Raw genomic sequence first — 16,280 nt, 5'->3', positions numbered from 1 at the left:
CATGGCACGTAGAAAGCACTCCAGCGTGGAAGAGGAAGCGCAAATTGATATGACACCGATGTTAGACATCGTGTTTATCATGTTGATCTTCTTTATTGTAACAACATCGTTTGTCAAACCTTCAGGCCTAGATTATAACAAGCCAGAAGCATCTCAAGCGACTAAGAAACCGTCGGCTAACATCTTCATTGGCGTCAGTAAAACCGGCGTTATCATGATGGAAAATCGTCAAGTTGATATCGAACGTGTAACAGCAAACGTAGAAAGAATGCTTGCTGAAGCACCAGAAGCGGCCGTCCTTATTCAAGCTGACAAAGAAGCCCAACATGGCTTAGTGATTAAAGTTTTGGATAATGTGAAAAAAGCAGGTATCGATAAGATTTCGGTTTCAGCGGGGAAAGACTAATATGATAAGAGTAATAGTATCATTGCTAATTGGTGGTGCTGTGACTTTTGCTCTATTCGTTTTTATGGCCTTTTTAGTAGGTGGCGGTCCAACCCGCCACGTTACTTCTACAGACTCGCCAGTGATCGAAATTACCATGAGCAAACAAGATGCCACAGCGACGAAAAAGCCAAGGGTAAAACCTAAGCCTCCTACGCCACCAGAGCAGCCACCAAAACCAGATATCACGCCACCGGATAGCTCAAGTGATATTGATACGAATATTTCGTTTAATATGGGTGGAGTGAATGCCGCTGCGACGGACACAGGTTTTAAAATGGGTAGCATGATGACCCGTGACGGCGATGCAACACCGATTGTTCGAATTGAGCCCCAATACCCGATTGCCGCCGCGCGTGATGGTAAAGAAGGTTGGGTACAGTTGAGCTTTACCATTAATGAAATTGGTGGTGTTGAAGACGTTAAAGTGATCAAAGCTGAGCCTAAGCGCGTCTTTGATAAAGAAGCACGTAAAGCCTTACGTAAGTGGAAGTACAAGCCTAAAATTGTTGATGGTAAAGCCATTAAACAACCCGGTTTAACTGTACAGCTTGACTTTAAATTGGATAAAGGGAGGTAATAGTGATGGTTAAGATGAATTCAATCGCAGCTGCACTTGTTCTTTCTTTAGCCAGTGGCACAGCCTTTGTCGCAAGCAGTGTGGTTAATACGGCTTATGCCGCCGAAAAATGCCCTATCGATGCGCGTCAGTCTAAAGCTGTTGGTCAAAGTGTGGCTAAAAAAGTCCAAAAGTCTTTTGCGGCGTATTCTGAGGGGAATTTAGATGAAGCCTTGAGCATATTGCTTGAAGCTAATCCTAGAAAAACCTTCGATAAAGCGTATGTTGCTAGAATGCTAGGTAACTTCTATGCCGAAAAAGGGCAGATGAAGAAAGCACTTCAATACTTGAAAGAAGCGGTTGATGCAAACGTATTAGGTGGTGTTGATCACGCTGGTACGATGCGTTTATATGCTGATTTGTTATTGCAAGAGAAACAGTTTAAGCAAGCCATTCCTTATTATTATGATTGGATGAGCTTTACTTGTAAGGAAGATGCGCAAGTTTACCGCCGTATTGGTATTGCCTATTCTGAAGAGAAAAACTGGAATAAAGTGCTTGAAGTGGTTGATAAAGGTATTGCACTAAGTGATAAGCCTGATAAAGGGCTTTATCAAATGAAATTAACGGCTTATTTTAACAAGAAACAATATAAAAATGCCGTTAAAGTGCTTGAAGTCATGGTGCCTTTATTCCAAGACGATAAGCGACTTTGGGTGCAGTTAGCGCAGTTTTATTTGATGACTGAAGATTACACTAAGTCTTTAGCCACTTATGATTTAGCCTATAAAAATGGCTTTTTAGAAACTGGCGCTAACGTGACTCGATTATCTCAATTACTTGCACAAAAAGGCTCGCCTTACCGTGCAGCAAAAGTTTTTGAAAAAGCCCTTAAATCAGGCTTGATTGAGACTAATGAGAAAAGCTTAAGCACATTAGCGGGTTTTTATCATAACGCGAAAGAGCTAAAAGAGGCGGCCAGTTATTATGGTAAAGCGGCCGCTATCGATAATGATGGTGAGCTTTATTTAAAGCAAGGCCGAACATTGGCGCTTGAAGGAAACTATCAGTCTGCAGTTAGTGCCTTTAAAAAGTCATTATCTGCGGGTATTAAGAATCCTGGTGAAGCACAGTTTGAGCTAGCTTTGGCTTATTTGAGCTTAAAAGAGTATAAGCAAGCTTATAAACGCGCCAAACTTGCAGCGAATGATAAAAAGACAAAACGCAGTGCGACCAGTTACTTGTCTTATATTGAAGAGAAAGCACGGATCCATAATGTAAGTTTGTAGTTTTTATATTATGTTTTTCAAAAGCCCCAAATAGGGGCTTTTTTATTGCTTGTCTTATGACTGACTGGATATTAAAGGTGAGTGATCACAGTGACTTTGTCATTTGAGCAGTTTATTTCGTTACTGACTTGCTCTAATTTCTCAAACAGTAATTCAACATGTAACGCATTATTGGGTTTACAGGCGCAGGCAGCTAAGGTGAAGTCCACTTGAGTAGCATGTTGTTGGCTGTATTGCTGATTAAAATCCAAAATGGTTTTTTCGATTCGATTGATGATCACTTGGGTGACTGCAGGGGTGATAGAGAAAATCCCAATGGCGAAGCGTTGGGGATCGAGCCGACCGAATAAATCGCTGTTTCTGAGGTTTGCTTGCACATGAGTAATTAACGATTTTAATAAATAAGGTTGTGTTACTGTTTCATGAATGTTTGGACATAGATACAATAACATCAAGCTTTCATTGGTTCTAATATGGCGTTTCCATTCGTGCTGGAAGGATTCTAAGAAGTAAGTGTAATTGTAAATCCCAGTGTCAGGATCGCGTATATCGGATTGATTAACGGCGTACATCATGATCAGCTCCATTGACGGTCTTTTATTTAGTATAGGAAAAAAATGACTGTCTATTGATAAGGTAAAATAAAAAATGAAAAAAGCAGTTTTAGCCATTTTGATTGGATTAACATTGGGAGTGAGTGCTTGCTCACCGAATGCGCCACAAGAAACGGCAAATAACGCCGAGGATCAAGTGGCACGTAATGAGAGTCAAGAGCAAAAATATTTACAGTTAGTGGATCAATATTTCAAAGATTATTTAAAACTTAACCCATTGGATGCGACCTTTGTCGGCGTCCATGATTATGATCATCAGTTTACTAATGATCTAACCGATGACTATTTAAAACAGCGTCATGAGCTTAATACTCAGTATTTAGCTAAGCTTAAAAAAATTGATCGTCAAGCGCTGCCGACGGAATTGCAGTTGAGCTACGATGTGTTTATGTATGATAGGAATATGGCATTAGCGGATGAAGCCTTTCCTCACTACTTTATGCCAATGGATCAATTCTCTAGCGATATAATCACTATGGTGCAATTAGGCAGTGGCGATAGTGCTCAGCCTTTTAACACAGTGCAAGATTATGAAAACTGGCAGGCTCGAATAAAAGAATTTATTCAGTGGCTTAGCGATGCGCAAGTGCGCATGAATGAGGGCATTGAGAGTCAAGTGGTGCTTCCCCGTGCGTTAGTGGAGCGCATGATCCCCCAGTTACAAGCGCAAATAGTAGAAGATGTTACTAGCAGTGTGTTTTATCAGCCGATTAAGAATTTTCCAAGTGATTTTACGGCGAATGAAAAAAAGCGGCTGACCACACAATATCGTGCGCTTATTCTGGAGCAGCTCATTCCTGCCTTGTCTGATTTTAATACGTATTTAGAAAAGCGTTACTTGCCTGCTGCTCGTGGAAGTGATGGTTGGTGGGGACTACCCAATGGACAACTTTGGTACCAGCAACTGGCCAATGAGCACACCACGACGACCATACCTGTGGATGAGATCCATGAAATGGGCCTTAAGGAAGTGGCACGGATCCGCGCTGAGATGGATAACGTCCGTGAACAAGTAGGCTTTAAAGGGGATCTTGCTGCATTTTTTACTTCACTTTCATCCCAGCCTGAATATTTCTTTGAAGATAAAGAAGCGCTTATAGAGGCTTACATGCAGCTGAAAGATAAAATTAATGTCAAGTTGCCAACCTATTTTGATGTGATGCCCAAAGCCGACTATGTGGTAAAGCCTGTTGAAAGTTTCAGAGAGCAATCCGCTGCGGGGGCCTCATATGAAGCGCCAGCGGTAGATGGTTCTCGCCCTGGGGTGTTTTACATCAATACTTATAACCTTAAGGCGCAGCCTAAATGGGGCACGACGACGTTATCACTTCATGAGGCGGCGCCAGGTCACCATTTTCAAATTGCCATTAAGCAAGAGCTCACTGGCGTGCCAGAATTCCAGCGCTTTGGGGGTTATAATGCCTTTGAAGAAGGCTGGGCGCTTTATGCCGAGTATTTGGGTATCGAAATGGGACTGTTTACGGATCCATATCAATATTTTGGTAAACTTTCCGATGAAATGCTCAGAGCCATGCGTTTAGTCGTGGATACGGGATTACATGCAAAAGGTTGGAGCCGTGAGCAAGCGATTCAATATATGAAAGATAACTCACCCATGGCGGAGTCGGATATTACTGCGGAAGTTGAGCGTTATATGGCTATCCCCGGACAAGCATTGTCTTATAAAGTGGGTCAATTGAAAATATTGGCATTAAGGGAAGAGGCGCAGGCGGAATTAGGAGAGTATTTTGATTTACGGGCATTTCATGATCAAGTATTAACATCGGGTGCATTACCCATGGAAGTGTTGACATTAAAAATTCACAATTGGACTGCACAGCAGCTCAAGCAACAACAAGCTAGCCACTAATTGAGTGGGTATTTTGAAACAAAGTAGCGATAGGGCTTTTTAAAATCGTTTTTTGTTTTTATACTGACAGCGTTTATTGATGCCGATGTATTGCTATCATCATCGGCTTACCTTTATTTTTGGAGTAACATTATGGTACAAGCCACAGCAAGACACCTTTTAGTGAGCACTGAAGAAAAATGTGCAGAGTTAAAGCAAGAAATCTTAGAGGGTGCTGATTTCGGTGACGTTGCTAAGGCAAACTCTTCATGCCCTTCATCGTCACAAGGTGGAGATTTAGGCTCATTTGGTCCTGGTATGATGGTAAAAGAGTTTGATGAGGTTGTATTCAGTGCGCCATTGAATGAAGTCCAAGGACCGGTTAAGACACAATTTGGTTATCACTTACTTGAAGTGACTAGCCGCGGATAATGTGCATTTTTTAATATTGGATTGACCAGGTTTTAACCTGAGTTTGCTAGAGAAATGAGTAACAGTCTTGCACTGTTACTCATTTTTTATTGGTAAGCTGTCATTGTCGAATGTGTTGTGACCTTGGTTGAAACAGACACTGTAAATGAGTTCAGGTATAATGCGGCGCAATATATTTTGATAAAGGCGAGTCTAAGTGAGTAATCAAGTGGCTGAACTAACATTATTAGCGGGTGAAGAATACATTGAGCTTTATAAAGTCTTGAAGGTGCAGGGGTGGATGAGTGCGGGTGGTGAAGCTAAGCATGTGATCTCTGAAGGTCTTGTGCAGGTTAATGGCGAGATTGAAACCCGTAAACGTAAAAAGGTAACAGCGGGAGAAACCGTGACGTTTAATGGTGAGTCTGTCAAGATTTTAGCGGCTGGCTAAAAGTGAATATTATCTGCTTATAAGATTGGAGAATGGTTTATGCAATACCCAGATGATGATAATGGTAAAATGTTAGCGGCCATGGCGGATGCTGGCATTGATTTATCGAAAGCGCTTGATATTGATTTCTTTTTAGTTTTTGACGATCAAAGAGATGCAGAGTCGGCCTTAGAAGATATTCAAACGAAAGCGTTAGAAGGTGAAGTTGAGCTGCTGTTAAACGACGAGTCGGGTAAGTGGGAGCTCATTGTGTGCTTAAACATGGTACCTGAATATGATGCGCTGGTTGCGCAAGAATCGAGTCTCAATGATTTCGCCAGTGAGTTTGGCGGCATGAGTGATGGTTGGGGCGTGATGCAGCATCAAGAAGGCGATGATGAGTTTATGGATGATGACCATGAACATGGCCCAGATTGTAATCACTAATGTGTGACTGACACATTAGTGGGGTTTGAGTATGACATTGATTTGTCATACTTGAACTTCTGAGTTCAATACTTTTCTTTTCATGAAGCTGTTCCTTCCTTTTTATGTATTCACCTAGTCTATTTATATTGGACTGGTTTTCTATTAACCATGGCCTTATTGATGCTAATTGCCTGCAGCAGGTGGAAAATATTAAGCTTCGCTTAATGGAACATAGTGAGTGCCCACTCACACAGGGCCAAAAGGGAAACCACAGCAATTCCCTCTTGGATCACCTTGCTGCCCCAGACGAAGTTAAGCGCCTTATTATTTTATTAACAGTCATCGCTATCGCCTTAGATTCATCATCCCTGATTCAACTAAGGCTACCTCGGCATCCGTGCCTCGCTCACGCGATGACTGATAAAATATTTTCGTCAATTTCGATGGGGACTAAAAGCAAAAAACAAAGGCAGTGTATAGCTTCGAATTGAGTGTGTTGGGTCAAGTATGGACTGGTTTTTTACTGAAAATTGTGATTTAGCGCATTCGATTTCAAAGGTTTTAGTATTTATGGGTAATGGTTTAGTTAGAAGGACTGTTGATAGTATGGGCGTATCAGTATTGTTATTAACTGATTTAAATACAGTGTATTAGTCATGTGTGTTTTGACTAACTGAGATTGGGAAAGAGTAAAAGTATGTTTGTTAAGTAAAAGCAGATTAAATTGAGAAAACGAACTATACAAAGGTTAGGTGAACGATGGGAACATCAAGAATTCCACCCGAATTTAGGTTTACTGTTAATATTCTAAAAGATTTATCATTAGCTTCATTTGATAACGCAAAGCAGCTGATAAAAGAAGCTAATCTTTTACTCAAAAATGATCATTTAGCTAGAGCTTATTTTTTATCAGTTGCCGCTATAGAAGAGGTTGGCAAAGCATATTTATGTTTTGAGTCCAGTGAGCGTAATTTAAGTGATTCAGCTATAACTTCTAAGATCATAAAATCCATAGAAAGTCATTCTAATAAAATTAACGCCGCTTTTCATGCATCAATCCTCACATCAAAAGATCCTAAAGGGGCAGTTGAAAAAGCTTTGGATTTAATGATTGCACTTAAAAATGGCCGAGAGCCCTCGATGTATACAGATATAAATTATATTGAGTCAAAAATATATACGCCTCACTATGTGATTAGGGATGTTGCAGCAAAAGACTCAGTAAGGCTTGCTGAATACTGTAATTTTACAACCCGTCACTATATTAATAATAATGAACCATCGGAAAAGTCAAAAGTTGATGATGCTGTCTTTGGCTTAAAGGCGAATGTGTTTAGTAATCTTATAAAAAAAGAGGACTTTTGGTGGTATTTGATTGACTGCTTTGAAAACAATAAAGTCAACACAAATAAAATTATTCTTGGCTACCATAATGAATATGGTCGTAAAAACAAATTATTTAGAGTCTCAGATGCGAATTAAATATCAGCTAACAAGTCGAGGCAGCAGCCAGAAACCAAAACCATAATTATTTTTAATATATTAATACCAGTTTAATACTGGATATTTGTTAAACATCAGAAAGAGTAATCAAGACACCAAAAAGTTACTTGACTAATTAATAACCTTTAGCTGTATTTACGGATGGGCTGCATTCATAGACAGTTATCATTAATAGTAGATTTGATTTCCTTCGACTTGGTTTATGGGTGAGTCAATGTTTGAAGGAGACTGTTTATATTTTATCGCTTATTAAGGAGAGTGAAATGCATTATGTCGATGGATTTGTTGCCGCTGTACCCACCACGAATAAAGAAAAGTACATTGAACACGCAAAAATGTCTGCCGCTATATTTAAAGAAAATGGCGCATTAAAAATAGTAGAAACGTGGGAAGATGATGTTCCCGAAGGTGAATTTACGTCATTCCCCATGTCCGTAAAACGAGAAACCAATGAATCAATCGTGTTTTCTTGGGTCACATGGCCTTCCAAAGAGGCTCGTGATCTTGCTTGGAAAGCAATGATGGACGATCCAAGGATGCATCCCGATAACAACCCTATGCCTTTTGATGGTAAGCGTTTAATTTATGGTGGTTTCAATATTCTTCTAGATGAGTAACTCAAATAGGCGCTGTCACCGGCCTTTGAAGGCTGAGCGCGGTATTGTGTGCTTCATTTATATATTTCGTTCAAAAATGAGGATAAAAATAGTGCTGTGATAGACAGTATACGATACAAAGATCCTCGTACGCCTGAAACACTCTCTTAGAGTCAAGGTATAAACTTACCTGCTGACTGATATCTTTTTACGTAGAGAAGATAAAGAAATTAAACAAAACAAAGATAGGACGGGCTTAACTGTGTGTGGGTTTCTCCTTTCGCTACGTTCAATCTAGAAGTTGTTAACCTAGAAGCCATTAATCTAGAAGTTATCAACCTAGAAGCCATTAATCTAGAAGCCATCAACCTAGAAGCCATCAACCTAGAAGCCATCAACCTAGAAGCCATTAACCTAGAAATGAATCACAACATCACATGATGAGTTGGCCACAAGGTGATTAACGCCAGTTTATTCGAATAAGATTTGTCGAATGTAGAGGATATTATAAAAGTATACAATTGATTTATAATGCTTTATTATTTCGCCTTATTTTCAAGTAATAACATAAATATAACATTTTAACAGGGACAACAGGAAGGTTGATGATGAAAAGATGTAACCGATTTTTATTTGTTTTTATTACGTTACTGATTTTATCGGGTTGTGGCTCTCCTCGTTATGCTGCTCAGCCCATTAAGGCTATGACAAATAAAGCTGATATCGTGATTGTGAAAGATGATGCGACTCGGGAAGGTTTTTTAGAGGCGATGGAGAGTTGGCTCACAGAGAATCACTATACTTATAAGATCATAGATAGTGGGGCAAAACATGATTTGAGTAAATTGACCCTTGAATATGAGGGGCTTTGGAGATGGGATCTTGCATTATATTTACAAGATGCCGAAATTAAAGCGTACCAGCAAGGTCAAAAAGTCGGTGAAGTGGACTTTCATGTGCCTTATACCATGAATCCCAGCAAATTTGGTAGCGCCGAGAAGCGGATCAGGCTGATGATGGCTGCACTTTTTGGTCAAATGAGTGATGAAAAAGCCACAGAAATAGTCAATTCATCTGAGAAATATTAAGTCATGTCATAAATAAGTCGGCGGGTGTATGCGACGGGGAGTCGGCTGAAAGCGGGCAGAACGCCCGCACAAAGTGGACAGAGATGATGAGGGGATTAGGCACTTGTTATCTCTTTTTTGTTAGATTGAACCAAAATTCGCCAGTTATTTATCCATAATTGTAGCGCCATTGCTATTCTTGATAAATAGTTGATTTTTTTAGTATATAATAATTTTAAAACAATGGGTTAGCGGTGTGATCTAGCTTAATGCTGTGATCTAGGGTTGGTATTAAAAAAAGAGTAAGCAGTCTGGAAGATTATCCTGTTGCTGTTGAATAAGCTGTTAACTACAACTTTAGTAGGCTAATCAAACCATGAAAAAAGTGACTATCTATAGCACTGGAAGTTGTGACAGCTTATCCCGAAAGGGGAGTTATACTATACGAATGGAATATAATGACAAAGGTAAGTTATTCACCGGTGAACTAGATGATACAACTGCAAATCGCTGTATTATTCATGGTTGTATTGAAGGTGTTAGAAACCTAAAAGAGGCATACATTGTTGAGTTTGTCACAGCAATCAAATTAAGTGTATCCAAATTTAAAAAGGGTAAAGGGGGTTAATAAGGACCTTCTATTAGCACTAACTAAACTTTTGAACGAGAAAGGCTGCGAATTTAATTTTACTGTAGAAGAAGGTAAAGGGGATTGGCTCAAGGAGAAAATTCATGGGTTTTAGTATGGATAGTAAGCAGGCACCTAACAAGTTAAAATTGCAACATCATTTCGAGATTGGACACACTAACGTGCACTGCTATTCGAGGTGTTGCCCTGATCCTAGGCAATACTTTCGCACATTCGGTTAAGCAAAATAACCAACATCACCCATCGTTAAGTTCTAAGTTAGCCAAGTATTGTGCGTATTTTATGCGGATGTAAAGTTGTCATAAATTCAATATCTTGAGAATAATTAAACAATGAATTTTTTAATGTTTTTGATAACCCCCATTAGGGCATTAGATCACACTAACAATGAAAGGTTTACTCGATTTAGGATATAACGTCAATAATTAGGGGAAAATACCCCTAATTATTGACGTTGTATTTCTAACCTTTATGATTATGAAAGGTTAGAAATCAGGGAAAGTCGATCCTCCACCTCCAGACCATTGACAGTTCTGTGTAACTTTTCTATTGATTTTAAAATACACTTCATCAGATAGGCTGATTTCTGTAATCTTTTTGTTCCATGACATTTGTCCAGGCTGAGAACATATTAGTGGTTTAGCTGATGGGTTTAAATCAACATCATTAATAGAAATACGAATGAATTCCCCTGCTATCATCCCTGTTAAAAGTTGATCAAGTTTCCAGCTAAAATCAATACCATTATAAACATATTTATTAGCAGGAATAACTTTATTTAATCCATAAGCAGTTTTATATCCTTGATATTCTGAAACAATATTGTTCATATTTTTTATGATTAACTTTTTACCAAAATAACTAGCTATATCATCAATATGTGGTATTACGTAATTAAGTGTCGAGTCAAAATCAAATTTTAATTTACTTTTTAATTGCAAGTTATTTATTTTACCCGTTGAAGGATCATACTCACCCGAAGCGTAGGCATTTTTGAGAGATAAGGTTGCATAAGCATTTAAATACCAACTTTTTTCTGCTTTTGCTTTTCCATATAAACTAAATTTACTTATTTCTGCTTTAATTTTGCCACTTGAAGTACCACTTAACTTTATTTCTATAGGCCCTGTTACCGAAAAATTAAACCAACGGAAGTGAAGTCCAGAATCTTCCATTGCTTTTTTTAATTCTGGCTCTATTTTTTGTTTTAATGATTGTAGATTGACAAATGCATTGTCTAGTAATTTGTGTGTTTTAATTATATTACCATTTAATGATTTATCTGAGATTTTCAACTTTTTTTTATAGTTTTTATCCTTTGATAATTCAAAGCTGTAATCCTTTGATGAAATAACAGATGTATATTTAGCTGCTGAAGACGTTGAAGAAATAGATAATAGAATTGATAATAATAAAAACTTAGTACATTTACTCATGTAATTAATCCATTAATATGTAATTTAGTAATTTAGTAATTTAGTAATTTAGTAATTTAGTAATTTGTTGATTATAATGGTTCATGTTTTTCAGTGCTTGAACCTGGTGTTTTTTACTTTTATAATTAATCTTACTACCCTTGGAAAGGGGGGGTGGATTATAATCTATTTAATTATTTTTGCAACTTTATACTAGTTGTAATAGTAATGAATATATAAATCAAAGCAAATATAAATGTTCCCGTTGAGTGAAGTCATGAACTTGCCTGCTCGCAGATAAGGAGTTTATGTATAAAGGAACTAAAAAACAGAGATAGGACGGGCTTAACAGTGCGGGCGCTTCTCCTTTGAACAATGTGTTGAACAAGGGTTTAAACAAGATCAGGTTAAACGTGGTTGTTCATTTACCTGCACACCAATCCCTCTAATTGGGTGTGATCAGCCTGTTATGCCTCAATAAAAGTACATTGTTTTGCTCGTTTTTGATTAATAATAAAAATATATCCTTAGGTACATTCTATGATCATTCGTCTTGATACTTTGCTTTAACATTTTGTTTACATTGTCGTGAGCGAATGGTATTTTAATGTTTGCTTTTTAACATGGAAAGTTTCAGTGAACAATAAGGAAGTTGTTAATTATGAAATATGAAAAAAAGTCCGTTGGTTGTCTGGGTTATATTATCGGTGGAATGTCATTTATCCCTTTTTTTGGCATTTTATTTGGTCTAATGGCAATTGTCTGGGGAGTATTAATAAAGCATACTAAGTTAATGGCTGTCGGTATTGCTGGCATTGGTTTTAGTTTAATCTTATATGGATCTATAGGTTACTTTGCTTTTGTTAATGAAGGTCATTCATCTGAAGGTGGGATCTATGATGATCTGGTAGTCAAACAAACAAAAATACATTTAACCAGTGTTATTCAAGCCATTGAATTTTATAAAGTACAAAATGGTCATTACCCAGAAACACTTCAAATATTGGAAGCATCTCTTCCCGAAAACACCATGGTATTTTTGTATGATGCCTCGCAGGGATTGATGCAGGAACCACAGTATTTTTATTATCGTTTAATTAGTGAAAATCAATATCATGTTAGAGCTTATGGGCGTGATGGTCTTATTAATACTTCAGATGATATTCTTCCTTTGGTAATAGAGAATATTGGACTGGTTGTTGAAGGTTCCTTTGCACCCGATCTTTAATATGAAACAATAGTATCAATCACTCAATTGAAACTTAAGAAAAGACACAGAGTCAGGTCTTATCTTTGGTATAATGATTTAGACTCTAATATTCTTTATGAACACAATCAATAGTACTATTAAGGCTGCCGTTGAGTGAAGTCATGAACTTACCTGCTGACTGACACTGACTTTTTACATAGTGAAGATAAAGAAGTGAAAGAAAGCAAAGAAAGGACAGGCTTAACAAGTGTGCACTTTTGTATTTGTCCTTTGTTTACAGTAGAAGTGCGCTATTTACTCCTGTATAGATTTAAAAATACTTTTCTATATTTGAACCTGGCCCAAATGCGACTTATTGATGAGAGCATCTTAAGTCGTGGTTGTCTTAGATGATGATAAAATTCCTGTAAGAGTATTGTTGATAAGCTAATTAAATCAGCTGTTAATGTGCTTTATGATTGAAGTCGCTTGGGCTTTAAGGGATTTATGCAAGAATTTAAAATCGAGAAAAAATACATTATTCAAGTCAGAATAGGCCTAGTAGTACTGATGGGGTGTTTAGCTTTATCTTGGTCATTGCTATTTTTTGCAGATGAAGTAAAAGGGGGGGGGTGATAGGTAACCTTATGATTTCAATCATGGTGACATTGCTCTTGGGGCTTCCTTTAAGGTTTGCTTGGCTGCAATTGAAAAGATTGCCCTTTGCCAATATTGCTGATGATGGCATTTATTATTTAATTCTTTATTTGATTTATTTAATTTTCTTTAATTTTTTTAGATATTTTTAATTCCTTATTTTCTTATTTTCCTTATTTTTTGTGTCTAACTTTCAAGGGAGGGTTTATTTGAGTTTTTTTACGTTTAAATATACTGTAATACTTTAGTTGATTAATTGTGGGTGGTTAATTGTTTCTAGTTACTTATAATTAAGCGTTAGGTTGTAGTCACATAATATTCTGCTAATGCTCTAATAATAATCCCATAATATTCAAGGATTAGAAGGTTCTAATGTTTGACTTAGTTTAAACTGCATTCTAGGATATATCTTAGCTTTATGATTAATGTTAACTCGGGTTTAATGGTTATTATTAATTAATAAAGTGATATCTGTGTTGAAATATTTTTGGACAGTTCACGTTTAGAAATTAACATATAAAAATTTTTGTCTAAAAATTCACGCCTATGAACAATATTCACTTAATAAGGAAATTATTAATGAAGTCTAATAAAATACTTCTTGTAATATCAGCCTTACCCCTTTTGTTATTACCTTTTTTGGCTCAATCTAAGGCGACTAATAACGTCGAAAAAAAAACTTATGATCGTTATTGTGGCACTAAACACCCTAGTGATAACGAAGCAATGATGAAGGAAAAACACTTTCAGGAACTGCGAATAAAAGCCTCAAGAAGCGCCAACAGTCTTCGCAGTATTGCCTCTGTTCCTGTCGATGTTTATATGCATATTATTACCGACAGTGATAACAATGGCCAAGTATCCATTGCTGATATTAATGCACAAATCGCTGTGCTCAATAGTGCGTATAGTACGACACCTTTTACCTTTAATTTAGTCTCAATCGATGTGAGCCAAGATGATGCCTGGTTTAATGCTGATTACGGCTCCAGTGCCGAAAGGCAAATGAAAACAGCTTTACGTCAGGGAGATGCTTCTGATTTAAATTTTTACACTAATAATGGCGGTGGTTTATTAGGTTGGGCGACTTTCCCCAGTGATTATGCCTCAGATCCGATTGATGATGGGGTCGTTGTGTTATTTGAATCTTTGCCTAATGGCAGTGCGACGCCCTACAATGAAGGGGATACAGGTACCCATGAAGTGGGGCATTGGCTTGGCTTATATCATACTTTTCAAGGCGGGTGCCGTGGGTCTGGTGACTTTGTGAGTGATACTCCAGCAGAAAGAAGTGCCGCCTATGGTTGTCCGGTGAATCGTGATAGTTGTACTCGAGGTAGTAAAGCGGCAGGGCTGGATCCTATCAATAATTTTATGGATTACACTGATGACGCTTGTATGTATGAATTCAGTGAAGGTCAGTCAATTCGTGCAGATGAACTCAGCTCTATTTATCGAAATCTATAAGGTGTGATTAATCGTCTTTCTTTGAGTGATAGTCATACGGTAATTGGCAGAGATCACTGGTGGTAGTGCTGTCAATTTTATTGTTAAATACTTTAATGGTTTTCAGAGAATATATCGTATTGAGTAGAGTACAAGGGATCACCTTTATATTAATCATATTCATATGTTCATTTAAAACTTATCCTCAAACGGAGAGATTAAGCGTACCAGAATATGTTGATTGTCCTCGGGATTGGGTCAGCTCATGGCAGGGAAGGGTGATCACTTACCATCGCAGCAATAACATGATGAGTTTTGTCATTGATACCGATGCCGATACGATTGAAAAGGTGGAGATCCACTTCACCAAATTGGATCAACTCGTTAAGCAACTCTATTTCAATGATCAACCCTTTAAAATGACAGATTGGGCAATTATAGAGCAAAGTAAGCGTGTTATTCGAGATAATATTCTAGTCACTGTGTGGTTTTGTCAAAACAGCTCATACTTATCACGAATAAACTGGCGGTCTGCTTAATGAGTTTTAATGATGTGCTTTATGATATTCAGTAAAGCGATAGTGGATCGATGTGTAATATTCAGGGGGCTGCCACACTCAGGGCAGAGTTCAAATCCCCCCATTTTAATCCTCTGTTATTAACCAATACTTAACTCGTCTAAATTGTCAGGTAGCAAACCTAATTGATTAAAATGCAGTAAACTGGCGTAGCCATTTTCTTTTGCCTGTTGCTTATATTCGCCTTTACCGCCTTCCTTACTGTAACTGCAGTCGATGTTAAATGAGATGACTTTGCCGTTTTCATTCACCTTAAGCTCTCCACCACAAAACACACCGCCTTGTGCCATATCATTTTTTAGGGTGTCGAAGGAGTTGATGCTAAATTCAGGATGATGAATTTTTTTCTTATCATCACTTGATGGGTTGGTGGGTTGTCGCCAAGGAGCATGGCTAGCAACATATAATTGCCCGTCTTTGATCACCCATTTGGTTTTACTTGTCTTGCCACCATCGTGATCAACTAAGTCCATTTTTTTCAGCATGTCTTGCTGGCTGGTGATTAAGCATGTTTCTTGGATGTCGACATTATAATCAACCTTTGCTTCCGTATAGAGTTTGTCAATTTTACCCAGTTTTTTACTGATGTTGGACGACTCATCCAGTGATAAGCTGTTTTCGTTTAAGTCAGTGCTGACAGGAGCATAATGAGTTAATGCTATGGTCCCTTCGCATTCGTTAATACGGCGCTGAATATCAAGAGCAGTGTGCTGAGACTGTGATGTTGAGTCGGTTGTTGTGGTGCTGGCGCTTTGAAATTGTGCTATGTGTGCGATGAGATTATCGATAAGTTCAATGGCTTGTGGCATGGTTGATATGTGATTGCTTATTTAGGGGCGCGCATTATCATTAATGTTAGATATAAACTCAATAGGTAAAGTCTAATACTTTTAGATATTTATTTTTATTTTGTGGCGTGCAGTTTGAGTACTATTACGCCGTCGTTAGAGCATAAGGCCTGTATTGCTGTCTGGTTATATCCATATAGCATGATGGTGTAATTTACATTTGTAATACTTGGTTGTTGTTGAGTTTAAAAAAATTGAGGGATAAAATTATTTTTTAAACATAATATTTACTATTGAACATACGACTAATTGATATGCTTGTGTATTGTTATCGGATTCATTCAATGGGAAATGGAGAGTAAAAGA

19 protein-coding genes are annotated in these 16,280 nt (G+C 37.7%); 16 read left to right on the top strand and 3 right to left on the bottom strand.

Annotated elements, in window-relative coordinates:
• Position 1 precedes the first annotated feature (1 nt).
• The 3 genes from Q0779_RS10125 to Q0779_RS10115 are packed head-to-tail and all read left to right on the top strand — an operon-like array spanning position 2 to position 2,293.
• The gene (locus Q0779_RS10125; protein WP_298772216.1) at positions 2–406 is read left to right on the top strand and encodes a biopolymer transporter ExbD; all 405 of its coding nucleotides are present in this window, start codon (positions 2–4) and stop codon (positions 404–406) included.
• 1 nt (position 407) lies between these two features.
• Positions 408–1,025 (top strand): energy transducer TonB, encoded by a 618-nt coding sequence (locus Q0779_RS10120; RefSeq protein ID WP_298772215.1) that lies wholly within the window; start codon positions 408–410, stop codon positions 1,023–1,025.
• A gap of 5 nt (positions 1,026–1,030) precedes the next feature.
• Entirely contained in the window at positions 1,031–2,293 is a 1,263-nt protein-coding gene (locus Q0779_RS10115) for a hypothetical protein (protein WP_298772213.1), read from the top strand.
• Between the two features lie 71 nt (positions 2,294–2,364).
• Here Q0779_RS10115 and Q0779_RS10110 read toward each other — a convergent pair whose 3' ends face one another.
• Positions 2,365–2,868: a diguanylate cyclase gene (locus tag Q0779_RS10110; RefSeq protein WP_298772211.1), complete on the bottom strand. Its 504-nt coding sequence runs from the start codon at positions 2,866–2,868 to the stop codon at positions 2,365–2,367.
• A gap of 73 nt (positions 2,869–2,941) precedes the next feature.
• Between Q0779_RS10110 and Q0779_RS10105 the strand changes: the two genes are divergently transcribed.
• The 9 genes from Q0779_RS10105 (at position 2,942) to Q0779_RS10065 (ending at position 9,820) form a co-directional block, all read left to right on the top strand.
• Complete coding sequence (locus Q0779_RS10105; protein ID WP_298772209.1) at positions 2,942–4,777, top strand: DUF885 family protein; 1,836 nt, start codon at positions 2,942–2,944, stop codon at positions 4,775–4,777.
• A 132-nt stretch (positions 4,778–4,909) separates the two neighbouring features.
• The gene (locus Q0779_RS10100; protein WP_298772207.1) at positions 4,910–5,188 is read left to right on the top strand and encodes a peptidylprolyl isomerase; all 279 of its coding nucleotides are present in this window, start codon (positions 4,910–4,912) and stop codon (positions 5,186–5,188) included.
• Positions 5,189–5,384: 196 nt separating this feature from the next.
• Positions 5,385–5,618 (top strand): RNA-binding S4 domain-containing protein, encoded by a 234-nt coding sequence (locus Q0779_RS10095; protein WP_298772205.1) that lies wholly within the window; start codon positions 5,385–5,387, stop codon positions 5,616–5,618.
• A gap of 39 nt (positions 5,619–5,657) precedes the next feature.
• Positions 5,658–6,044: a ribonuclease E inhibitor RraB gene (locus Q0779_RS10090; RefSeq protein WP_298772203.1), complete on the top strand. Its 387-nt coding sequence runs from the start codon at positions 5,658–5,660 to the stop codon at positions 6,042–6,044.
• Between the two features lie 741 nt (positions 6,045–6,785).
• Positions 6,786–7,508: an AbiV family abortive infection protein gene (locus Q0779_RS10085; protein WP_298772201.1), complete on the top strand. Its 723-nt coding sequence runs from the start codon at positions 6,786–6,788 to the stop codon at positions 7,506–7,508.
• Positions 7,509–7,792: 284 nt separating this feature from the next.
• Positions 7,793–8,146 carry a DUF1428 domain-containing protein gene (locus tag Q0779_RS10080; protein WP_298772199.1) on the top strand — a complete coding sequence of 118 codons (354 nt, stop codon included), beginning with the start codon at positions 7,793–7,795 and terminating at the stop codon, positions 8,144–8,146.
• Positions 8,147–8,389: 243 nt separating this feature from the next.
• Entirely contained in the window at positions 8,390–8,566 is a 177-nt protein-coding gene (locus tag Q0779_RS10075; protein ID WP_298772197.1) for a hypothetical protein, read from the top strand.
• 164 nt (positions 8,567–8,730) lie between these two features.
• Positions 8,731–9,213, top strand: a complete 483-nt coding sequence (locus Q0779_RS10070; RefSeq protein WP_298772195.1) for an Sbal_3080 family lipoprotein — start codon at positions 8,731–8,733, stop codon at positions 9,211–9,213.
• Positions 9,214–9,640: 427 nt separating this feature from the next.
• Complete coding sequence (locus Q0779_RS10065) at positions 9,641–9,820, top strand: hypothetical protein (RefSeq protein ID WP_298772193.1); 180 nt, start codon at positions 9,641–9,643, stop codon at positions 9,818–9,820.
• Positions 9,821–10,326: 506 nt separating this feature from the next.
• On the opposite strand, the gene Q0779_RS10060 is transcribed toward Q0779_RS10065, so the two are convergent.
• Complete coding sequence (locus tag Q0779_RS10060) at positions 10,327–11,277, bottom strand: hypothetical protein (RefSeq protein ID WP_298772191.1); 951 nt, start codon at positions 11,275–11,277, stop codon at positions 10,327–10,329.
• A 640-nt stretch (positions 11,278–11,917) separates the two neighbouring features.
• Here Q0779_RS10060 and Q0779_RS10055 point away from each other — a divergent pair.
• From Q0779_RS10055 to Q0779_RS10040, 4 genes are all read left to right on the top strand, one after another.
• Positions 11,918–12,484, top strand: coding sequence for a type II secretion system protein GspG (locus tag Q0779_RS10055; protein WP_298772189.1), 567 nt, complete (start codon positions 11,918–11,920; stop codon positions 12,482–12,484).
• A 468-nt stretch (positions 12,485–12,952) separates the two neighbouring features.
• The gene (locus tag Q0779_RS10050) at positions 12,953–13,081 is read left to right on the top strand and encodes a hypothetical protein (RefSeq protein ID WP_298772187.1); all 129 of its coding nucleotides are present in this window, start codon (positions 12,953–12,955) and stop codon (positions 13,079–13,081) included.
• A gap of 600 nt (positions 13,082–13,681) precedes the next feature.
• Positions 13,682–14,569 carry a zinc metalloprotease gene (locus tag Q0779_RS10045; protein WP_298772185.1) on the top strand — a complete coding sequence of 296 codons (888 nt, stop codon included), beginning with the start codon at positions 13,682–13,684 and terminating at the stop codon, positions 14,567–14,569.
• Between the two features lie 119 nt (positions 14,570–14,688).
• Positions 14,689–15,087, top strand: coding sequence for a hypothetical protein (locus tag Q0779_RS10040; protein WP_298772183.1), 399 nt, complete (start codon positions 14,689–14,691; stop codon positions 15,085–15,087).
• 119 nt (positions 15,088–15,206) lie between these two features.
• Here Q0779_RS10040 and Q0779_RS10035 read toward each other — a convergent pair whose 3' ends face one another.
• Positions 15,207–15,935, bottom strand: a complete 729-nt coding sequence (locus Q0779_RS10035) for a hypothetical protein (protein ID WP_298772182.1) — start codon at positions 15,933–15,935, stop codon at positions 15,207–15,209.
• Positions 15,936–16,280 lie beyond the last annotated feature (345 nt).

This window comes from uncultured Shewanella sp. (genome assembly GCF_947491715.1).
Classification (GTDB): domain Bacteria; phylum Pseudomonadota; class Gammaproteobacteria; order Enterobacterales; family Shewanellaceae; genus Shewanella.
The sequence above is the reverse complement of the archived record's forward strand: the minus strand, read 5'-3'. Positions and strand labels throughout refer to the sequence as shown.